Annotated in this window: 18 protein-coding genes and 1 pseudogene; 1 reads left to right on the top strand and 18 read right to left on the bottom strand. The window is 48.7% G+C overall.

Annotated features, from left to right (window positions below; all coding sequences use genetic code 11):
• The first annotated feature begins 172 nt into the window (after positions 1-172).
• Complete coding sequence (locus ACH2BK_RS00870) at positions 173-322, top strand: hypothetical protein (RefSeq protein WP_395001729.1); 150 nt, start codon at positions 173-175, stop codon at positions 320-322.
• A gap of 288 nt (positions 323-610) precedes the next feature.
• Here the strand turns inward: ACH2BK_RS00870 and ACH2BK_RS00865 are convergent, their stop codons facing one another.
• The 18 genes and pseudogenes from ACH2BK_RS00865 to hisJ all read right to left on the bottom strand — a co-directional run bounded on the left by ACH2BK_RS00865 (position 611) and on the right by hisJ (position 19916).
• Complete coding sequence (locus tag ACH2BK_RS00865; RefSeq protein WP_395001728.1) at positions 611-1333, bottom strand: nucleotidyltransferase family protein; 723 nt, start codon at positions 1331-1333, stop codon at positions 611-613.
• Positions 1326-2367 (bottom strand): annotated as a pseudogene (locus ACH2BK_RS00860) (dehydrogenase). Before ACH2BK_RS00860 ends, ACH2BK_RS00865 begins: the two are co-directional and overlap by 8 nt.
• Entirely contained in the window at positions 2361-3620 is a 1260-nt protein-coding gene (locus ACH2BK_RS00855) for a glycosyltransferase (protein ID WP_395001727.1), read from the bottom strand. The pseudogene ACH2BK_RS00860 and the gene ACH2BK_RS00855 overlap by 7 nt, the downstream one beginning before the upstream one ends.
• The gene (locus ACH2BK_RS00850) at positions 3554-4771 is read right to left on the bottom strand and encodes a glycosyltransferase (protein ID WP_395001726.1); all 1218 of its coding nucleotides are present in this window, start codon (positions 4769-4771) and stop codon (positions 3554-3556) included. The genes ACH2BK_RS00855 and ACH2BK_RS00850 overlap by 67 nt, the downstream gene beginning before the upstream one ends.
• Positions 4768-6123: a glycosyltransferase gene (locus ACH2BK_RS00845; RefSeq protein WP_395001725.1), complete on the bottom strand. Its 1356-nt coding sequence runs from the start codon at positions 6121-6123 to the stop codon at positions 4768-4770. The genes ACH2BK_RS00850 and ACH2BK_RS00845 overlap by 4 nt, the downstream gene beginning before the upstream one ends.
• Positions 6120-7826, bottom strand: coding sequence for a glycosyltransferase (locus tag ACH2BK_RS00840; protein WP_395001724.1), 1707 nt, complete (start codon positions 7824-7826; stop codon positions 6120-6122). Before ACH2BK_RS00840 ends, ACH2BK_RS00845 begins: the two co-directional genes overlap by 4 nt.
• Positions 7826-9034 carry a glycosyltransferase family 2 protein gene (locus ACH2BK_RS00835; RefSeq protein WP_395001723.1) on the bottom strand — a complete coding sequence of 403 codons (1209 nt, stop codon included), beginning with the start codon at positions 9032-9034 and terminating at the stop codon, positions 7826-7828. The genes ACH2BK_RS00840 and ACH2BK_RS00835 overlap by 1 nt, the downstream gene beginning before the upstream one ends.
• Positions 9027-9965, bottom strand: coding sequence for a glycosyltransferase family 2 protein (locus tag ACH2BK_RS00830; protein WP_395001722.1), 939 nt, complete (start codon positions 9963-9965; stop codon positions 9027-9029). The genes ACH2BK_RS00835 and ACH2BK_RS00830 overlap by 8 nt, the downstream gene beginning before the upstream one ends.
• Positions 9965-11245, bottom strand: a complete 1281-nt coding sequence (locus ACH2BK_RS00825; protein WP_395001721.1) for a glycosyltransferase family 2 protein — start codon at positions 11243-11245, stop codon at positions 9965-9967. The genes ACH2BK_RS00830 and ACH2BK_RS00825 overlap by 1 nt, the downstream gene beginning before the upstream one ends.
• A gap of 93 nt (positions 11246-11338) precedes the next feature.
• Positions 11339-11983 (bottom strand): hypothetical protein, encoded by a 645-nt coding sequence (locus ACH2BK_RS00820; RefSeq protein ID WP_394994644.1) that lies wholly within the window; start codon positions 11981-11983, stop codon positions 11339-11341.
• A 49-nt stretch (positions 11984-12032) separates the two neighbouring features.
• Positions 12033-13250, bottom strand: coding sequence for a phosphoglycerate kinase (locus tag ACH2BK_RS00815; RefSeq protein WP_395001720.1), 1218 nt, complete (start codon positions 13248-13250; stop codon positions 12033-12035).
• Positions 13251-13318: 68 nt separating this feature from the next.
• A complete protein-coding gene (locus ACH2BK_RS00810; RefSeq protein WP_394994650.1) occupies positions 13319-13642 on the bottom strand; it encodes a histidine triad nucleotide-binding protein in 324 nt (107 codons plus the stop codon).
• 27 nt (positions 13643-13669) lie between these two features.
• Positions 13670-14857, bottom strand: coding sequence for a cation:proton antiporter (locus tag ACH2BK_RS00805; RefSeq protein ID WP_395001719.1), 1188 nt, complete (start codon positions 14855-14857; stop codon positions 13670-13672).
• Between the two features lies 1 nt (position 14858).
• Complete coding sequence (locus ACH2BK_RS00800) at positions 14859-15458, bottom strand: formyltransferase family protein (protein ID WP_394994655.1); 600 nt, start codon at positions 15456-15458, stop codon at positions 14859-14861.
• A gap of 3 nt (positions 15459-15461) precedes the next feature.
• The gene (locus ACH2BK_RS00795) at positions 15462-15725 is read right to left on the bottom strand and encodes a hypothetical protein (protein ID WP_394994658.1); all 264 of its coding nucleotides are present in this window, start codon (positions 15723-15725) and stop codon (positions 15462-15464) included.
• A gap of 20 nt (positions 15726-15745) precedes the next feature.
• Entirely contained in the window at positions 15746-16825 is a 1080-nt protein-coding gene (locus ACH2BK_RS00790; RefSeq protein ID WP_395001718.1) for a DHH family phosphoesterase, read from the bottom strand.
• A gap of 8 nt (positions 16826-16833) precedes the next feature.
• Positions 16834-19056 carry a flagellar biosynthesis protein FlhA gene (flhA, locus tag ACH2BK_RS00785; protein ID WP_395001717.1) on the bottom strand — a complete coding sequence of 741 codons (2223 nt, stop codon included), beginning with the start codon at positions 19054-19056 and terminating at the stop codon, positions 16834-16836.
• A gap of 68 nt (positions 19057-19124) precedes the next feature.
• Positions 19125-19916, bottom strand: coding sequence for a histidinol-phosphatase HisJ (hisJ, locus tag ACH2BK_RS00780; RefSeq protein WP_395001716.1), 792 nt, complete (start codon positions 19914-19916; stop codon positions 19125-19127).
• Between the last annotated feature and the right edge of the window lie 2 nt (positions 19917-19918).

The raw sequence follows: 19918 nt of genomic DNA, 5'->3' as shown, positions 1-19918 counted from the left end.
GATTTACCAAGAGATATTTGTTTTAAAAATGCAAAACTTGATTAAAGATTTAAAAATCCATCTTTATATTCATGGACAAATGGAAAATAATTAAGATTTATTTAGTAATCTCAAATCAATCTTACCTCCGAAGCAATATGGGAGGGTGTGGATTTATAAGGGGGAGCAGAAAATGAAAATTAAAGAGATACGAGTCAAAAATTTTAAGAGATTTGATGACTTAATTGTTAGGGGAACGGAAAATGCTAAGCTTGGTCATCTTGGTTGGAGTAAATGGAAGTGGAAAATCATCGTTGTTGGAGGCTTGCAATATTTGGCATAAACAAAAATATTATAGTATTATGGAAAATAGTTATCGCTAAAAGATTATTTTTTGTGAGGGGAGTTTGGAAGGGAATAAAAGAAAGAATTTTGATGCAAACATTTATAGTAAAATCTTTCAAAAGAAATATCCCAATCCCCACAATGGCGCGCATACATTTACAGAATCTACTCCAAAGATTTGGAATCTAATTGCATAGATTCCAAGGCAATTACAGAATCTAGTGCTTGGGTTGGTTTAGATTCTATAACGCCGCTAGTTGGCGCAGACTATAAACCAAACTAGATTCTACAAACCTAGCCCACTAAGATAGCTCTGCGCCCTCAGGTAGTCCTGCGGGATACCAATGTCGATAAACCTCGCCTCATACACCTCCCCGCTCGCGAGTATCTCCCCGTAATGCTGCGCGATAAAATCCTCAAAGCTAAAGATTTTTGGCAAGCAAAAGCCCTCAAAAATATCCCGCGATAGGCTATACACTCCCGCATTGATGAGGGAGTGTGCGGAGGTAGAATCTGGGCTAAAGGCGGCGCTAGAATCTGTGCTAAAGCGCGTGATAAAGCCCTCTGAATCTAGCTCTATGCTCCCATAGCGCGTGTTTTGCATCAAGGTTAGGGCGAGTCTCAGTCGCGAGGGCGCGCGGTGGCGTGCCAAAAAATCCCTAAAATCTATCTCAAAAAATGTATCGCCATTGAGCAGCAGCACATAGGGGCTTTGGGCAAACTTTAGGGCTTGGAGTAGCGCGCCACCCGTGCCTAGCGGGCTTTTCTCCCTAGCATAGCAAATCCTAAGCCCCAAAAACCGCTCCCCAAAATATCGCATAATCACCTCTTGCCTATACCCCACGGACAAAATCACGCGTGAAAATCCCTCGCGCGCGCATTTGCTAAGGAGTATCTGCAAAAATGGAATATCGCCTATGGGCGCCATAGGCTTTGGGATCGCTTCGCCGATATGGCTTCTTAGCCTCGTGCCCAGCCCTCCAGCGAGGATTATCACTTCGCTATTCATAGAGTTTCCACCCCAGCGCGCCCTCTTTGACAAAGCTAAAAGGCACGCAATGCCCGCTAAGCGCATTAAGCGCGTTAGTGAGAGATTTTTTGTATTGGGGCTCTACCATAAAAAACATAAATCCCCCGCCGCCCGCACCGCTTACCTTGCCGCTATATGCGCCATTTTGTAGAGCTATGTCGTAGATTGTGTCGATATGGGTATTGCTGATATTGTGCGCGACTTTTTTCTTATTTTCCCACGATTTGCCAAGCACCTTGGCAAACGCCCCCAGCTCGCCTTTTAGCAGATGCTCTTTCATTATTACAGAATCCCGCTTCACTCTGTGCATCGCCTCAAGGCTTTTTTCTTGGTGCAGGATATTGATTTTTTCCTCCTCGATGAGGCTCGCGCTGCGCGTGATATTAGTAAAGTAGAGCACCATAGACTCTTCAAGCTCATTGATGATAAATCGCTTGATACGCAGGGGATTGACGATGACTTTTTTATCCTCATAGAATTCCATAAAGTTGAATCCGCCAAAAGTCGCGGCGTATTGATCCTGCGCGCCGCCCACTATGCCCACTTCCTCGCGCTCTATCTCATAGGCGAGCTTAGCTATGTCGTATTCTCCTAGCGGGAGATTGAGCCATTCACAAAAGGCTTTGAGTATCGCCACCACGAGCGTGGAGCTCCCCCCAAGCCCGCTACCACTAGGCACATCAGAATAAGTGTAGAGACTAAAGCTAAGCGGTGGCAGGGCAAACATCGCACAAAGTTTGTTGTAAATCTGCTTATAGAGCGCAAACTTATCTCCTGCCCCCCCCCCCTATATGTCCTAAATGAGAGCTAGAGGGGAGCAAAAGGCTCTCTTTAGTGTCAGCAATCTCAAAGTAAATGTGTGAATCTGCGCGCTCAAGGATTGTGCAATGCACATACAAAGAAATCGTGCTATTTAGCACCAATCCCCCATAGCGCGCGCTATAGGCTTCTATGTCAGTGCCGCCCCCGCAGAGTCCTAGTCGCAGTGGGGCTTTGGAGCGGATTTTTAGCATAATGCCTCCTTGTGAGTGGGTGCGTTGGATTTTAGGGCTTTTTGGAGCACTGCGCCATAAGCCTCCCAAGTGTAGTGGGCGCGCACAAGTGCCTTGGCGTTGGCTTTTAGGTGTTGGTAGCCTTGTGTGTTGTGCGCTATGTCGTGTATGTAGTGGGCGAATTCTTGCGCGCTATGGGCGATTAGCAAATGCTCATTGTGCCGCGCCTCTTTGATAGGATTTGCCCCAAGGGGATTGGTGAGCACGATTTGCCCTAATGCCATAGATTCTAGGATTTTGTTTTGTATGCCCGCGCCGCTTTGCATAGGGGCGATGACGCACAGGCACGAGCACAGAATCTCATAGGGGTTTTCCACATAACCCGAGATATGTATGCGCGCGCTTTGGAGCTTTGTGAGCTCTTTGGTGGGATTTGCCCCTAGCACGATGAGATTTATACGCTCGCTAAGCAGGGGCATTGCGTGTTTGACAAACCACCGCACCGCCTCGATATTGGGACGATAGTCCATCTTGCCAAAAAAGCATATCGTGTGCTTGTAGCGCGTATCATCGTATGCCATACTAAATAGCGCGGGATTTACTCCGTGTGGCGCGAGCAGGGCATTGCCGAGGTGCTCATACATTTGCTGCTCTTTGTGGTTAAAAAAGAGGCTTGCCCCAAACTCCCGCACACACTGAGATTCAAAGCGTTGCAGGCGTTTATACTCGATTTTGTAGATTGTCTTCCATATGAGGGAGTGTGTGTTGGCGATGGCGTGTTGGTAATGATGGGCTAGTGAATCTGCCATATTGATGGCTTTTGTGGGTATGGGCAGGGCGTTGGCGTATTTGGCAGTGCGCACAAGCGCGCATAGGAGTTTTTGAATCTTATGCGTGCGCACGATCTCTTGTGCGTAGTGCTGCACATCGTGGAAGTAATAATACCCCACTTGCAGAGGCTCTTTGCCAAAAAGTGTTAGAAGGCTCTGAAACGCCGAGCGGTATTTGGATTTATAAAACACCTTGCAGGTTTTGCAAAAGGGCGCGATAGAATCTAGGGCATCTCTTTCTAGGGGCGTGTGCGTGATGGCGACAAAATGCACATCGTAGTGTCGTGAGAGGAATCGCAAAATATTGTAGTTTGTGATCCTATCTCCACCTACGAGCGGATAGGGGAAGCGCGAGGCGATAAATAGGAGACTCTCTCTCATACCGCCCTCCCATAGGAGGAGAGCGGCACACACGACACATACGATAAGGAGTAAGCACGACATAGCCTACCCCTTGGTGTAGTGCGTGATAGAGACTTTAGGGCTGCCCCCCCCCCCATTAGGAGTCGCGTATAGAGATCTTTTAGAGAATCTATCATTTTTTCTTTAGTGAAATGCTCGTAATATCGGGCTTTGGCGTTTTGGGAGAAGCGCGCATAGTCTTTGGCGATTTGCTCCACGGCGCGCGCAAGGGCTCTAGGATCTTTTGGAGGCACGACTATGCCACTATAGCCGTGCTCATTTACCCAATCCACGCCCGAGCCCTCTATCGCGCACGATACCACGGGCATACCATAGCTCATCGCCTCGACTTGCACGAGTCCAAAGGCTTCGTTTTTGCTGATAGATGAGAAGATGAAAATCCCGCATTCCTGATAGAATCTAGGCAGACTCTCATCGGCGATAAAGCCCAAAAACTCCACGCTATCTTGGAGTTTGAGGCTTGCCACGAGCTGCTTTAGGCTAGATTCTAGCTCGCCCTTGCCCCCGATACAGAGGCGATACTCTTTGGGGAGGTGTTGCATCATTTTGATAGCGTATTCAAAGCCCTTGTATGGCACGAGGCGTCCGAGCGCAAAGAGTTGTGTGAGGTTGCGCTTAGGCGGTGGGGTTATTTGAGCGGGGAGCTGCACGCCAGAGGGGATTGCGACGCATTTGTGCTTGTAGGCTTGCAAAAATGGAGATTGCTCAAGGTATTTTGGGCTCGTGCCTATGATGAGGTTTGCGCGCCTTAGCAGCCACGACTGTAGGGGCATGTAGAGCTTTAGGAGATGTTTTTGTTTGATGATATCAGAGTGCCAATGCAAAATGATTTTTTTATCGCGCAAATTTGCACACATTAGCGCGAGGTTTGCCATCGGATCGGGCAGGTGTAAATGGATAATGTCATAGCCTTGAGCAAGGCGGCGCAGTGTGAAAATCATCTGTGGCGTGATGGAGGTGCTAGCGAGCTTGCCATAGCTTTTGGTGCGATAGATTCTCGCGCCAGATTGGGCAATCTCATAGCCAAAATGCCAGCGCGTGTGCGAGCAGAGCACATCGCAGACAAACCCGCTAGCATTTAGCCCCTCGCAAATATCTTGCATAGTGGTTTCTATGCCTCCGATGGTGGGGGGATAGAATTTGCCTAAAAGGAGGATTTTTGCTTTTTTCATACGGCAGTCCTTGTGGTGGGGTTAGATGAGTGTAGAGGGGGCGTGCGGATATAGCCTATGTGGTAGGCGCACGATGAGAGAGAATCTATAGCGAGGGCTTTAGATTCTGTGGATTTTGTGTTTGGGCGTATGATGTGTGCGAGAGGTGGCTTTGCGCGGTGGGTGTAGGGGTGGGCTATGGGAGCAGGGTGCGCGGCGAGAAAAATAGAGATTAGTTTTTCATATGCCCCCCCCCTTAACAGTCGTATATAAAGCTCTTTTAGTGAATCTATCATTTTTTCTTTAGTGAAATGCGCTTGAAAACGCCGCAGCGCGTTAGCGGAGTAAAACTCGTAGTTCTTGACGATTTGCTCCACCGCGCGCGCGAGGGCTCTAGGATCTTTTGGAGGCACGACTATGCCACTATAGCCGTGCTCATTTACCCAATCCACGCCCGAGCCCTCTATCGCACACGATACCACGGGCACGCCATAGCTCATCGCCTCGATTTGCACGAGTCCAAAAGATTCATTTTTGCTAAAAGAGGGTAGCACGAGAATCCCGTGTTTGGCGTATTTTTGGCAAAGCTGCTTGCTTGAGAGAAATCCGGGATTGTTGATACTCACTCTGTTTTCAAGTCTAAGCGCGGTTATGAGATTGTGTAATTCTTGCTTTAGTGCCCCATCGCCATTGATGGAGAGATGATAATCCTCTGGCAAAAACTCCATCGCCCTAATGGCGTATTCAAAGCCCTTATACCTCACAAATCGCCCCATTGCTAGGAGTCTCTTTGGGTTTTTGGGTGTGAGGCTTTGGGGTGCTAAGCTTTGTGGCGCAAATGGTGTCGTGCCAAGCGGTATGGAGATGCATTTGTGCCTGTAGGCTTGCAGGGTTTTTGATTGCTCGATGTATTTTGGGCTCGTGCCTATGATCGTATCGGCGCGCTTTAGCAGCCACGACTGCAGGGGCTTGTAGAGCTTTAGGAGATGTTTTTGTTTGATAATATCAGAATGCCAATGCAAAATGATTTTTTTATCGCGCAGGTTCGCACATATTAGTGCGAGGTTTGCCATCGGATCGGGCAGGTGCAAATGCAAAATATCATAAGAGCGGGCGAGGTTTCTAAGAAAGTAGATCATCTGTGGCGTGACGGAGGTGCTAGCGAGCTTGCCATAGCTTTTGGTGCGGTAGATTCTAGCTTTAGAATCTAAAATATCGAGTTTGAAATATTTGCCAGAATTGGAGCAGAGCACATCGCAGATGAAGCCTTGGGCGTTGAAGGCGTCGCAAATATCTTGCATAACGCGCTCAATCCCGCCTAGATCGGGCGGATAGAATTTGCCTACTTGGAGGATTTTGGGGAGTTGTTTCATACAGCAGTCCTTGTGGTGTGGGGATAGAGAGAGTGGTTAAGAGGGCTAGGGCAAGCCTTGTGAGATCGCGCGAGCAGGGGATCTCGCTTAGGCGTTGTGTGTGGTGCAGTGGTGCAAAGAAATGGGAAATGTGTGCGTTGCGGTGTGGGGAGAGAAAAATCGTGTAATGAGATGAAAAACTCTAGCCTATATCCCCCCCCCTTATTGGTATCTAGTAGGATTCTAGCGGCTTCTACAAACTCGCCCACGCCCTTATCCCAAAGCATTCTAGCGATGAGCAGGGCGCGAAAATCCTGCGCGCTCGGCGCGAGTGTGCTAGGCGTTGGTGCGCCGAGCGCATTTGGGGTGCTTGTGGTGGGCGTGTTTGGCGCGGGTGCGTTCAGAGTGGTTGCCTCTAGCGTGCTTTTGGCGAGTGTGCTTGGGGTGCTCGGCGTGGGTGCGCTAGATTCTGTCATATCAGCTACACAATGCGCGCAATCTGGCTTTTGGGCGGGGCTTGTGTGTGCCTTGTGCGTGCGCTCTATAGCCCCGTGCGTGCCATAGTGTGGGCTAAAGTAGCGTGTATCCACGCCCTCACTATCGAGCAAAAAGGCTTGGGCGGGTGTGATGAGATTGGATTCTAAAAACTGCGCCTTGTCATCGGAGTTGAGAAACCACACTTGCTTGGTGGTTTTTAGCGCGATTTTATACATCGCACACACGAGGACACGCAACATCGCGCGCTTGCGCCCACCATCGATAAACACATAGCCAAGCCCTGTGATAACCGCGATATTTGGGATATGCAGAGCATTTGCCACCAGAGAGCCATAGATCGCGGGCTTGATTGTATAGTTAAACACCATAGCAGGCTTGAGGGATTGTAGGATTTTGCGCAAATGCAGAGCGGTGCGGAAGTCTTTGAGCGGATTTAGCCCTTTAGAATCTATCTCTATATGGTGTGTGTAAAACCCACATTCACGCAGGGCTAGGGCGTGAGAATCTAGGGGCGCGATGATGTGGATCTCATAGCCTGCCTTATGCAGAGATTCTAAGACATTGCGCCGGAAGCAGAGCATCGCAAACGCGGTATTGGACACAAAGGCTAGGCGCGCCTTTTTGGATTGTGTGGATTTTTTGGATTGTGTAGATTCTATGGATTTTTTAGAATCTATAGATTCTGTAGGTGCGGGGGCGTCCTTGTGGAGGGCAGGGGTGCGATGATAGGAGGCGGTGGTATCGTGATAAGAGGCGATGGCGTCGTGATAGGAGGCGATCACGCGCGTGATATCAAATCGCTCCTTGGCATACTGCCTGCCCGCCTCGCCCATTTTGAGAAGCTGCGTGCGGGGGAGGGCTGCTAGGGCTTGCAAGGCGTGTGCGAGGGCGGTTGGATCTTTTGGTGGTATGAGGATTCCATTTTCTCCGATGAGGAGTTCGCCCTCGCTAGCAAATGGTGGCTTGATACATTCCTTGCAGCCGCTGACATTGGTTGTGATGATGGGTTTGCCCATACTCATCGCCTCGAGCAACACACGCGGCACGCCCTCTTTGTAGTAGCTCGGTAGCACCACGCAGGAGCACGATCCTATATGATCGCGCACCTCGCTAGATTCGCCTAGGTAGGTAATGAGGGCTTGTGATTCCCAAGTCTTTAGCTGCTCTTTTGTGATTGCTGATGGATTGGCGCAATCACTCGCCCCAAGGAGGAGGAAGCGTAGCATTAGGCAACCTCCCTAGAGAGGTTGGCACGCTCCGTGAGGGCAGGATCTAGAGCTTGAGTTTGCCAAAGCTTAGGATATAGATAAGGATACGCACATAGGTAAGGAAACGATCCCAAAACCGCAGAGAATCCACACAAGCGCGCAGGTAGGGTGAGGCGCGCCATAGAGAATCTCGCAAGGGCGAGACGCGCCGTATGCGCCGCAGAGAATCTAGAGAGCGCGAGGCAGAATCTCGCGAGGAGCGCGAGGTGTGCCGCGCAGAATCTTGCGAGGTGTGTGAGGTGCGCCATACATTCGTTACAGAATCTTGTGGTTTGCCTCCCCCCCTCATTGCTTATACAGCTTTTGTCAAAGCGGGATTCTAAGAGTATGAGCGCGCGGAGATGATCGCTCATCGTGTGGGCGATTTGTTTAGAATCTCGAGTTTCAAGCATTTTTGAGAGGATTTCAAATGCTTCTATGGCGTTGCGCATTTCGTCTATACGCCTTTGTTTTTTGCGCGCATCTTGACTTATGGATGTTTGGTTGAGACAATAGCAGATAAGACGCTTTCGCGTGCTTGTGTAGCTTTTGGCTAGGCTAGCGATGACAAAAAAGAGCACCATATCATCAACAATACAAATGGGGGTGCTGATATGTCGGAGATAGAGCAAGGATTCTCGCAAAAGCTCTGTTTTGTAGCATTTATCCCAAATAGTAAATTTGGGGAAGTGCTTGCTTTTTAGGAAAAAATTATGAGCTATCTCTGAATCTCGCAGTGGCTTGGCACTCCATTGGGTGGGGAGGATATAACGCGTTTTGTGGGCGAGATTGGCAAGTAGTGGGGCGGTTTGCTCTCCTTGGTAGCGGGCTTTAAAATGGATAATATCGGGATTTTTAGCAAGATATGGGCAAAGCGTCGCGCACGCAGTGGGCGTGAGATAATCATCAGCATCGACAAACAACACATACGCGCCCCTTGCGATTTTTATGCCCTCCATGTGTGAGTGCAGCGTGCCTAGGTTTGTCGCGTTGTGTATGATGGAGATTCTACAATCTTGCGCAGCGTAAGCCTGCGCTATGTGTATGCTCTCATCGCTCCCGCAATCATCAATCACGAGAATCTCAATATCGCTAAAGCTTTGGTGTATGCAGGATTCTAAACAACGCGCAATGTAGGCTTGCACATTATAAACAGGGATGATGAGGGAGAAAAGAGGGCTAGGCATAGTGCCTCCTTGCCTCTGTCATCTCGCAAATGCGTGGGCTTAGCGCGGCTGCTTGGGCGCGGAGAGGTGTGGGGTATAGGGGCGAGTGGCTAGGCTCGTGGCTTGCCACGAGGAGGATTCTATATTCCCCCCCCCTTATTAGTTTTTTTATCACGCGCGCATAGCGCACATTGGCGAGTTTGCTAAGGGGTTTTAGCGCGACAAAGAGGGGGAAGCGCGCTAGATGATTGTCGCGAAAGCTCGCAAAACACTCGAGGTTGGCGCGCAGGATGTTTTTAAGGCTCGCGTTTGAGGTGCCACCTGTGCGCATTTTGACAAAGCACTCGTGGATATAGAGGCTTTTTAGGCGGTATCGCTCAAGCAGGCGTAGCATTAGATCATAGTCGCTGGCGATTTTGTATTTGAGATTGAATCCGCCATAGGTTTGGTAGAGTTCTCTTTTGGCATAAAAGCTTGGGTGTGGCGGGTGGAAGCCAAAGTAAAAGGCGTTTTTGGCATAGGGCTTGGCTGTAAAATCCCTGATAGGGGCTAGGTGCTCATCGACATAGAGGATATCGGCATAGACGATTTGCACATTCTCACTTGGTTTGGCAAAGCCCCACACGATGAGGCTCACGACACAATCTTTGGCAAAAAAGTCATCAGCGTTTAGAAATCCTACAATCTCCCCGCTTGCGAGGGCGAGCCCCTTATTCATCGCGTCATAAATGCCATTGTCTTTATCGCTAGAAACGCGTAGTTCGTAGCCTTTGGCGCGGTATTTGGGGCGATAAGATTCTATGAGATCAAGCGTGCTATCGCTGCTTTTGCCATCGATGATGATGTGCTCGATATGGGCGTAGTCTTGTTCTAGGATAGAATCTAGCGTGTGTGGTAGGGTGTGGGCGGCATTGAGCGTGGCGGTGATGATACTGACTTTGGGGGCGTGCATTAGGCAACCTCCCTAGAGAGGTTGGCACGCCTTAGGGGGCTAGAATCTAGAGCTTGAGCCTGCCAAAACTTAGGATATAGATAAGGATACGCACATAGGTAAGAGAGCGATCCCAAAATCGCAGAGAATCCACACAAGCGCGCAGATATGGCGAGGCACGGCATAGAGAATCTCGCAAGCACGAGACGCGCCGTATGCGCCGTAGAGAATCTAGAGAGCGCGAGGTGTGCGAGGAGTGCGACGCAGAATCTCGCGAGGAGCGTGAGGTGTCGTGCGGCGTGTGCGATGAATGCGCTAGATTCTGTCGCGTTGGTGGCTGTGTTAGATTCTGTCGCGCTAGATTCTCTAAATCCTGTGCTGCCCCCCCCCTCCGTGCTTATGCAGCTATCAAAGCGGGATTCTAGCACGATGAGGGCGCGGAGATGATCGCTCATCGTGTGGGCGATCTCGCGTGCGTATGGCGCGCGAATCTCCTCGCTTAGATTTTTCAGTGCCTTGATAATGTGGTGCATATCGCGGATTTTTTTCGTGTGCGCATCTGGATTTTGGGTGATAGAAGTGGCATTGAGACAATACACATACAGCCTAGAATCCACACTCACATAGCTCCTAGCAAGACTAGCGAGCACAAAAAACTTGAGCATATCCTCTGCCATATTGAGCGAAGTGGGAATATCTTCAAAATAAGGCAGAGCTTGCTTGATAAGGGAAGCTTTATAGCATTTATCCCAAAGGGTAAATTTAGGAAAATGCTTGCTTTTTAGGAAAAAGTTATACGCGATTTCTGAATCTCGTAGTGGCTTGGCACTCCATTGGGTGGGGAGGATATAGCGCGCTTTGTGTTTGAGATTTTCTAGCAGGCTAGCATTTTTGCTCCCTTGGTAGCGGGCTTTAAAATGCACAATATCGGGGAGGCTTTGGAGCGTGGTTGCGTCGCTAACGCTTTTTTGCGCTGCTTCATAGGCTCGCTCGCACGCAGTGGGCGTGAGATAATCATCGGCATCAAGGCAGAGGATATACGCTCCCTTGGCGACTCTCTCTCCTGCTAGGCGCGTTTGGAATAGCCCGAGGTTGCGGGGATTGCGGTGGATTGAGATTCTGCAATCTCTAAGGGCGTAAGCCTGTGCTATGCGCACAGAATCATCACTCCCGCAATCATCAATCACGAGAATCTCAATATCGTTAAAGCTTTGCTTGATACAAGATTCTAATGCGCGTGCGATGGAGCTTTGCGCGTTATAAGTAGGGATAATGATAGAAAAAGTCGGCGCGTGGCTCATAGATTCTGCTTTATTTTGGATTTGGCACTACAGGGAGCGGATTTGGCACCATAGCTCACAAAAGGCGTGATAAAAGGATACATGCGCGCTGCCTTAGATAGTGAGTGCATTGGGCTCTAGGACTTTTGCCTCGCGTATCTTATACACGCCCATAAGCACAAAGATCTGGGAGATGAGAAACACTATCCCTACGATAAAGCCAACAATAAGGAGGATAAACGCAAACGCCCCGCCAGAATCTACGGAATAATCCCCAAAGCCCGCGCTAAAGCCGATAACTCCCCCTAGTATCAATGAGGCTATCAGCGCGATTTTAAAGATTTTCCACGCGGTGAGGAACTCCCGGTTGCCCGTGAGGTATGCCATAATGTGGCTCATCTTGCGCGCATAGTAGATGTAGGCGATAGCATAGGCAATAGCGAATATGATGAGAAGCGGGGTTTGCAAGGATGTCAATATCCCTTGCAAAGCAAATATAACGCCCACAAAGAGCGCGACAAAAGGCGTGATAAATAAAAGAAAGTAGTATTTAAAAACCCGAGATTGCGTGAGTTTGGAGAATTTGTATAATCCTATAAGCCCTACAACGATACCAACGAGCATAGCTAGCCCGCCAAGCGCGTCGCTCACGATTCCAAATAAGTTTCCTACGATATAGATACCAATGCCCCATAGCATTAAGCTCCTAGCGGTTTTGAGCTCGGGGGTGCTATTGATATGATATGTATGCTCTGGCATAACGCTCCTTTGTGATAAATCTTTGAAAAACGCTTACGACAAGTCGCTATCAATCCTTTTTATCTAGCACTTCAAACGCTGGCAGCACTTCGCCCTCTAGCAATTCCAAGCTCGCCCCACCGCCTGTGGAGATAAAGCTCATATTATCCCGCTCGCCTGCCTTATCAATCGCATCGGCAGTGTCGCCTCCACCGATGAGGCTAAAGGCGTAGGTATCACTCACGGCGTGCGCGAGGCTAAATGTCCCGCGTGAGAACGCGCCGATTTCATAAATCCCCAAGGGTCCATTCCATATAATCGTTTGTGAATCCCGCACCACCTCGCCAAAAAGCCTTGTCGTCGCTGGTCCTATATCCACTGCCATATAGCCCTCGGGTATATCTTGAGCGGGAGTAACCTTGATATGCTCGTGTTTTTTGATATCATCGGTGCTCACGACATCCACGGGTAGGTAGATTTTGACTTTTTTTTCTTTGGCAGTATCGAGGATCTTGCGCGCTTCAGGCACGAGATCGTCCTCTACGAGGGATTTTTGCATATCAAATCCGCGCGCTTTTAAGAAAGTATTGCTCATCGCGCCGCCGATGATGATTTTGTCGATTGAATCTAGGATATTATAAAGTAGAGTGAGCTTGGAGCTTACCTTGCTCCCGCCTACGATGAGTAGCACGGGTTTAAGGGGATTGGCTAGGGCTTTGGCAAAGGAGTCGATTTCTTTTTTGAGCAGGATTCCTGCGACTTTTTCTTTGGTATATTTGGCGATACCATAGGTGCTGGCGTGTGCTCTGTGGCTCGTGCCAAAGGCGTCATTGACATACACATCACAGAGTGCGCCAAGCTTAGCAGAGAGCTCATCACTATTTTTTTCCTCGCCCTCGTAGTAGCGGATATTTTCTAGCAGTATCACGGCATTTGTGGTGCTGATGCTCTCTTGCAGGACTTTGACAGATTCTATACTATCAGCAAACGCCACTTCCTTGCCTAGCAGTCGCTCCACACGCTTTAGGATATGCTTGAGCGAAAACTCTGGCGCGTGCCCTTTGGGACGCCCTAGGTGGCTCACAAGTGTGATATTTTTGGCTCCATTGTCAATGCAATAATTTATCGTGGGCAATGCCTCGCGGATACGCGTATCATCAGAGATATTAAAGTCCTCGTCCATCGGGACATTGAAATCCACACGGATAAGCACGCGTTTATCGCGCACATCTATATCGCGGATACTTTTGACACCTTGCATAAGCTGGATACCGGCTACTTGTTTCATTGCTATCCTTTTTCTTAGTTTGGAGTGATTTGGGCGGGTATTTTACTATAAATTTGCTAGAGTTGTCCTCAAAAGCTGCCGAGTTTCTCGCCGCCGAGTATGTGAAAATGCAAATGTGGCACCTCCTGCCCGCCATCTGTGCCTATGTTGCTTAGGATTCTATAGCCGCTTTTGTCTATGCCTAGAGTCCTCACGACTTCTTGGATAAAGCCGCTAAGCTCCCCTAGCAATACAGAATCTGCCTCTTGGAAGTCCTTGACACATTTTTTGGGGATTGCAAGGATATGGATCGCTGCTTTTGGGGCGATATCATAAAACGCCAAAAATTTCTCATTTTCTAGCACTTTTTTGCAGGGGATCTCGCCCGCGACGATTTTTTCAAATATTGTCATTGCTAGCTCCTTATGTGTTTTTAAACATTATAGCATATCCTGCTTGTGAGGCTTTTGCCAAGTGTAGATGAGCTTTATGGCGATACTAAAAAATATCCCCTCAAAGATCGCGCCAAAAATGCACGAGATATACAGGGATTGTGAGATAACGCCAAATTGCAGTCCCATACTCGCTGTGATAACCAAAAATGTGAGCGGCATACAATCACTAAGGGCAAAGAGCAGGGTGTTTTTGAGACTTTTAAAAAAGCGCAAAAACACGAGCATAGACGCGCTGATACGGATAGCAAGCATACCAAAGATGATAAAAAGCGCGTGCAGCAGGATAGCGGGGGATTGCAGCACGCTGGGTATATCGATCGTCGTGCCCACATACACGAAAAAAAATGGCACAAAAAAGCCAAAGCCCATATCGTTTAGCTTCTGGGGCAGAGTGTGCTTGTATTTAAAATAAGTCGAGAGGATCACCCCTGCGATAAACGCCCCTAGCACCTTTTCTAAATGTATGCCGGTAGTGAGCACGATAAAGACAAGCAGGAGCATAAACACAAAGCGCAAATCTTGGGAGTTGGTATCATCGTGGGGGAGGAGGAGGAGCTTGAGATTAGGAAACCACCAAAATAAGATATTAGCAAGCTTAAAAACCCCCACAATGCACACCAAAAATATGCCAAGGATTAAGAGGTTTTCGCCTAGCTGCCAATTAAAACCATAGCGATATACACCCTCAAGCGTGACAAGCACGGCTATACTCACGACTTCGCCTAGGATTCCGATTTTTAGCGCGAGATTGAGCCAAGGCCTGTGCTTGCCATAATCGCGGATAAGCGCCATAATCATACCTAAGCTCATCACGGGCAAAAGCGCGATAAAGATAAGTGGCAATTTGAGTAGCACCACTGCCGCGCTTGAAAGCGCATAGAGGCTCAGAAAGTAAAAAAGTGCTTGATAGAGGAATGTGCGCCCCATAGAGAGGAAGGACTTCAAATCCACCTCAAGCCCGCACAAAAACATCAAAAACAATAAGCCGATATTTGCCACAATCGGGATATAGGCATTCTCTGAATCTATAAGCCCAAAATACCGCCCCGCAATGCCTAGCAAAATCTCGGTAACTACGATGGGGATTTTTGTCGCGGTGCTTAGGGGCACAGCGATAGTGATGAGAATCGCGATAGTGACAAAGGGCAGAAGTGGGGCGATAGATTCCATCATTTTAGCCCTTAGTGCGGAGATTGAGCGCGCGCAAAAGTGCCTGTGGGAAAAGCCTGTATTCTAGCTCGTGGATTCTACTCTCAAAAGATTGCAAGGATTCTCCGGCAATTTTTGGGAGCTTTTCTTGGGCGATGAGCGCGCCAGAATCTAGCTCATCGCTCACCCAATGCACGCTCACGCCACCAAAATCCTGCGTGGAATAAAAGCTATCTCTAATAGCGTGCGCGCCCTTGTGGTGCGGCAGGAATGAGGGGTGGATATTGATAGCGCGTATGTGGCGGGTAAAGATAGGCGTGAGAATCCGCATAAAGCCACTGAGCACGCACAAACTAGGCTCATAGCGCGCGATCTCGCGCACGAGCAGCGCGTCATACTCCTCACGCTCTAAGCCCTTGTGAGAGAGCACGAGGCAGGGGATATGAAACTCCTGCAGGGCTTGTATGCCCTTAGCTTGTGGATTATTACACAGCGTGGCGACTACCTCGAGGCGACACACGCGATCCTCCTCATCGACAAACTCGCGCAAATGCAGGGTGCGGATGAGGTTTAGCATATTGCTCCCTGTGCCGCTAAAGAGGATACAAACTCGGATTGTCTTCATAGGCTAATTCTTTGGGGGATTTTGGGCAAAAAGCTCGGCGTGGGTTTGGCGCAGGGATTCTATACTCTTTATCATCTCTTCCACACCATAGGGGCTCTCATCATCATATTCTAGTGAATCTAATAACGCCTCATAGCACTCTAGCGCATCCTCTAGCCTCTCTTTTTTTACCCCGGCATAATACAGCGCGACACTAAGCGTATCGATAAGCTGCGTGGCGAGCTCTTGGATAGAGATTTGTGAATCTTTTGTGTGTGGTTTGCTCATTGCGCACTCCTTTTTAGGATTTATAGAATTTGTAGCTTTTGGAGGACTTGTTTTTTAATCTCTGCGTAGCAAAAGCTCTCTCTAAAACCATCGATCTTGCCACCAGCAGCGTTTTTGTGTCCGCCACCATTAAAATACTCCTTGCTAAGCGCGCTCACATCGCATTTGCCATTGGCGCGTAGGCTCACATTGCCCTTGCTATTGACATCAAGGTAGAAATCATACTCAGCATTGGCGCGCAAAAAGAGATTAGCCAGCACGCTAATCCCGCCCATACTATAGCTCAAAAATCCTAGCCTGTCTTGGAAGTGGATGGAGCACTCTTGCTTTTTGTCCTGCAGTAGCCTCACTTGGGCTTGTGAAGTGATAGAATCCATTGTTTGTGTGTGCGGATCGCCGCCTAGGATTTGCTTTTTGAGACAAAAAAGCGCGTTGTCAAACTCCACTGCGCCATTTTCTCGCTCTAGGAAGTCTTTGGTGGATTCTATGAGGCGAAATTTATAGAATCTATGCTCGCGTTCAAACATAAAGCGATTGAGCTCATTGCTAGAGCTAATCATACCCATAGCGACTTTGCCAAACTCGAAGTTGTAGCCATCCTCTAGCCAAATATCCACCGAGTTTGTCATCTCCACGAGATTGTGTAGCCACGGCTTATTAGCGGGGGTTTGTAGCGTGTAGTGCTCTAGGAGATACTCCCAAGTGATTTTGCTCGCACACCGCGTAGAATCTAAAAAATACCACGGATATTTGTTAGCGCATTCCTGCCCGCTGATATGATGATCTAGGAGCAAAAGCTCTATTTCATAGCCTTGCTCTTTTAGATCTTGGACTTTTTGGTTTAGGTTCATAGATTCTGTAAGCGTGAGGTTTAAATCCGTGATTAGGATGAGATAAGAGAGGGGATTGTGGAGCTCAAACTTCGCGCTAAGCCTTTGGGTGAAGTCTGAGCGGATAGATTCTAAGATAGAATCTAGCCGCACGCCCACCTCCTTGCCGTAGTTGGCGTTAAAAAACACAATATCTTTAAAAAACTCCTTGGCGATAAATTGGCAAGTGTAGCCGTCCAAATCGGTGTGTGAGAGATGAAAAACTTTCATAAAACTCCTTATAGCGTCGCATCAATCTCAGAGAGTAGCTCGTATCTGATATGCGAGTCGATCTCGGCATTGCTTAGCACCGCAACATTGCCCAGATTGCTAAATTTAAAGCGATACTGCTCTATGAGATTAGCAATCCCTTTGCGCAATCGATAATCCACGAGCAGCACCACAGGCACGATACCACGATCGCTAAGCTTTTGGGCTTCTGAGGCTATGGCAGTGCTTAGGGATTCACTCTCATCGGCATTGAGCAGCAGGGCTCTGTCTTTGAGCTTGCCAAAGAGGAATTGCTCTATGCGCGCAGAGAGGATCATTGCTTTTAGGATATTGTCATCGGATTTATACAAATCCGTAATCGTCCTAGAAAGCCGAGCGCGCACCTGCTCCACGAGTGAATCTATATCGTTTTGTAGCACGGGATAGGCATCAACAAGGCTCTCTAGGATAGTTATCATATCGCGGATAGGGATACCCTCGTGTAGGAGGCTTTGGAGCACTTTTTTAATCGTGCTAAGTGAGATATTTTGCGCCTCTGAAACGATGGTGGGGTATTTGTTGGAGAGTTTGTTCATCAGCGTCTTAACCTCATCGATAGTGATAAACTCCTCGGCGTATTCTTTGATAAGCTCGGTTAGGTGCGTGGTGATGACATTGGCAGGATCGATAATCGTGTAGCCCTGTATCGCCGCTTCGTCTTTTTGGGATATATCCACCCATAGCGCGTCCATACCAAACACAGGTTCTTTAGTCGGGATACCCTCGATACTCTCTTTATCCACCACCATACCCGCGTCCATCGCGAGCATTTTGTCTGGCATCACGCTGCCGCTGCCTATCACGACGCTTTTTAAGATGATATTGTAGGTGTTGGGATCGAGATTGAGATTGTCCTTTATCCGCACTTGTGGGATCAAAAATCCATAATCACTCGCGACTTTTTTACGCATAGAGCGTATGCGCTCTAGCAAATCGCCGTTTTGACGCACATCAACGAGCTTGATGAGGCTATAGCCGAGGTGGATCTCTAGCACCTCGACTTTGAGGGCTTCATTGAGCATTGCCTCTTCTTGCTCGCGGATTTCCTCCTCGCTTTTTTGCTCTTTTTGTCTTTTGTGTCGCTCTATGTCTTCGGGAGTGGCGGTGGGCTTGGGAGATTCTGGAGTTTTTAGCTTTAAGTATTTATTGAGCCAAGATTCTATGATATGGAAAAAACTTTTAGAATCTTCCCTGCTGCCAAGCCACGCGATGACAAAAAAGAACACCCCCACAAACCCAAGCGAGATGGGCAATCCGGGCACGAGCGCAAACATACAGAGGATAAAGCCAACGATGAGCAAAATCTTAGAATTGCCAATGATTTGGGTAACGATGTCGTTTGCAAAGCTCTTATCGCTATTTTTTGCCGCGCGCGTGGTGATGATACCCGTGGCGGTGGCGATGATGAGTGCGGGGATCTGCCCCACTAAGCCATCGCCGATGGTGAGGATCGTGAAAGTCTGCGCGCTTTGGGCGATGCTGAGGTTGTATTCAAACACGCCGATGAGAAAGCCGCCGATGATATTTACAAGCGTGATGATGATAGAGGCGATCGCATCGCCTTTGACGAATTTACTCGCTCCATCCATCGTGCCATAAAAATCCGCTTCCTGCTGGAGGGATTCTCGCCTTGCGCGCGCTTCCTCTTGATTGATAAGCCCTGCGTTTAAATCCGCGTCGATCGCCATTTGCTTACCGGGCATCGCATCGAGTGTGAATCTCGCTCGCACCTCGGTTACGCGCGTCGCACCATTGGTGATCACGATGAGATTGACAATCACAAGAATGCTAAAGACGATAATCCCGATTACATAATTGCCCTCCGCGACAAAGCGCCCAAAGGCGTTGATGATACTGCTCACATTGTCCGCGCCATTATAGCCCTCTGCGAGAATCATACGCGTGGTGGCGACATTGAGCGCGAGGCGATAGAGGGTGACGATGAGCAAAATCGTGGGGAATGCCCAAAACTCCGTGGGCTTGTCGATGTAGAGTGCCATTAGGATAATAAGCACCGAGAGTGCGAGAGAAATGCTAAGCAAAAAGTCTAATATGTGGCTAGGCAGCGGCACGATGATAATCGCCATAATCACGACGATAAAAAGCACGATACTCAGATCTTTGGAACCCATCAGCGTGCGCGCAAAAGGCATAATCTTTTGTGATAAAACTCTTTGGATGGTGTCTGCCAAACTCGCCCTTTTAGAGAGGATACAAATATTTTATGCAAAGATTCTAACAACATTTATGTAAAACTTTGCTAAGTGAGGGCGAAGCTCTCGCGCTCTTTGTTTTTGAACGCGCAGATATGTGTGTAGCCAAGGCTTAGGGCGAGATCCCTGCAAGCCTCATATCCCGCGCCTATGTGATTGATGCTATGGGCGTCTGAAGAGAGAGTGATGGGGATTTCTAGCTCTCTAGCTATCTTTAGAATCTCGCGCGATGGGTATTGCTCCGCACAGGGCTTGCGCAGCCCCGCACTATTTATCTCTAGCGCGCAAGCGTTGTCCTTGATAGATTCTAGACTTTGGCGGAGTTTGGGGAGTAGGGAGGGCGGGGGAGGGTTGTTAAAGATTTTGAGCAAGTCAAAATGCCCGATGATTTGGAAATGCCCGCTTTGTGCCATCGCGATGATAGAATCGAGATAATCACTCCAACACTGCGCGATATCGGTGTGCTTGTAGTACCCGATAAACTCGGGATTATCAAAGCCCCAATCGTTTAAAAAATGCACCGAGCCGATGAGATAATCCACTTGTGAATCTAGCACGGCAGATTCTATGAGGTTTTCTCTGCCTTTGATAAAATCCACCTCCAAGCCCACGCGCACATCAATCTGCCCGCTATAGCGCGCCCGCAAGCCTCTAATCGTGGAGAGATACTCCGGAAGCTCGCTCAGTGCCATACGATATTTTGGATCAAACGCCATCGGCGCGTGGCAGGAAAAGCCATAGATATCAATCCCAAGCGCGATAGCCCTCTGCAAATACTCCTCGGGCGTGCCGCTAGCGTGGTGGCATAGCGGCGTGTGGTTGTGCAAATCAACGCGCATTT

It is taken from the genome of uncultured Helicobacter sp. (genome assembly GCF_949282165.1).
Taxonomy (GTDB): Bacteria; Campylobacterota; Campylobacteria; order Campylobacterales; family Helicobacteraceae; genus Helicobacter_F.
The sequence above is the reverse complement of the archived record's forward strand: the minus strand, read 5'-3'. Positions and strand labels throughout refer to the sequence as shown.

Excerpts from the sequence above, each read along its gene's own strand:
- ACH2BK_RS00865 (WP_395001728.1), bottom strand. The coding sequence starts at position 1,333 with ATGAATAGCGAAGTGATAATCCTCGCTGGAGGGCTGGGCACGAGGCTA.
- ACH2BK_RS00870 (WP_395001729.1), top strand. The coding sequence starts at position 173 with ATGAAAATTAAAGAGATACGAGTCAAAAATTTTAAGAGATTTGATGAC.
- ACH2BK_RS00855 (WP_395001727.1), bottom strand. The coding sequence starts at position 3,620 with ATGTCGTGCTTACTCCTTATCGTATGTGTCGTGTGTGCCGCTCTCCTC.
- ACH2BK_RS00815 (WP_395001720.1), bottom strand. The coding sequence starts at position 13,250 with ATGAAACAAGTAGCCGGTATCCAGCTTATGCAAGGTGTCAAAAGTATC.
- ACH2BK_RS00845 (WP_395001725.1), bottom strand. The coding sequence starts at position 6,123 with ATGAAACAACTCCCCAAAATCCTCCAAGTAGGCAAATTCTATCCGCCC.
- hisJ (WP_395001716.1), bottom strand. The coding sequence starts at position 19,916 with ATGCGCGTTGATTTGCACAACCACACGCCGCTATGCCACCACGCTAGC.
- ACH2BK_RS00840 (WP_395001724.1), bottom strand. The coding sequence starts at position 7,826 with ATGCTACGCTTCCTCCTCCTTGGGGCGAGTGATTGCGCCAATCCATCA.
- ACH2BK_RS00810 (WP_394994650.1), bottom strand. The coding sequence starts at position 13,642 with ATGACAATATTTGAAAAAATCGTCGCGGGCGAGATCCCCTGCAAAAAA.
- ACH2BK_RS00805 (WP_395001719.1), bottom strand. The coding sequence starts at position 14,857 with ATGATGGAATCTATCGCCCCACTTCTGCCCTTTGTCACTATCGCGATT.
- ACH2BK_RS00795 (WP_394994658.1), bottom strand. The coding sequence starts at position 15,725 with ATGAGCAAACCACACACAAAAGATTCACAAATCTCTATCCAAGAGCTC.
- ACH2BK_RS00850 (WP_395001726.1), bottom strand. The coding sequence starts at position 4,771 with ATGAAAAAAGCAAAAATCCTCCTTTTAGGCAAATTCTATCCCCCCACC.
- ACH2BK_RS00820 (WP_394994644.1), bottom strand. The coding sequence starts at position 11,983 with ATGCCAGAGCATACATATCATATCAATAGCACCCCCGAGCTCAAAACC.
- ACH2BK_RS00800 (WP_394994655.1), bottom strand. The coding sequence starts at position 15,458 with ATGAAGACAATCCGAGTTTGTATCCTCTTTAGCGGCACAGGGAGCAAT.
- ACH2BK_RS00825 (WP_395001721.1), bottom strand. The coding sequence starts at position 11,245 with ATGAGCCACGCGCCGACTTTTTCTATCATTATCCCTACTTATAACGCG.
- ACH2BK_RS00830 (WP_395001722.1), bottom strand. The coding sequence starts at position 9,965 with ATGCACGCCCCCAAAGTCAGTATCATCACCGCCACGCTCAATGCCGCC.
- ACH2BK_RS00835 (WP_395001723.1), bottom strand. The coding sequence starts at position 9,034 with ATGCCTAGCCCTCTTTTCTCCCTCATCATCCCTGTTTATAATGTGCAA.
- ACH2BK_RS00790 (WP_395001718.1), bottom strand. The coding sequence starts at position 16,825 with ATGAAAGTTTTTCATCTCTCACACACCGATTTGGACGGCTACACTTGC.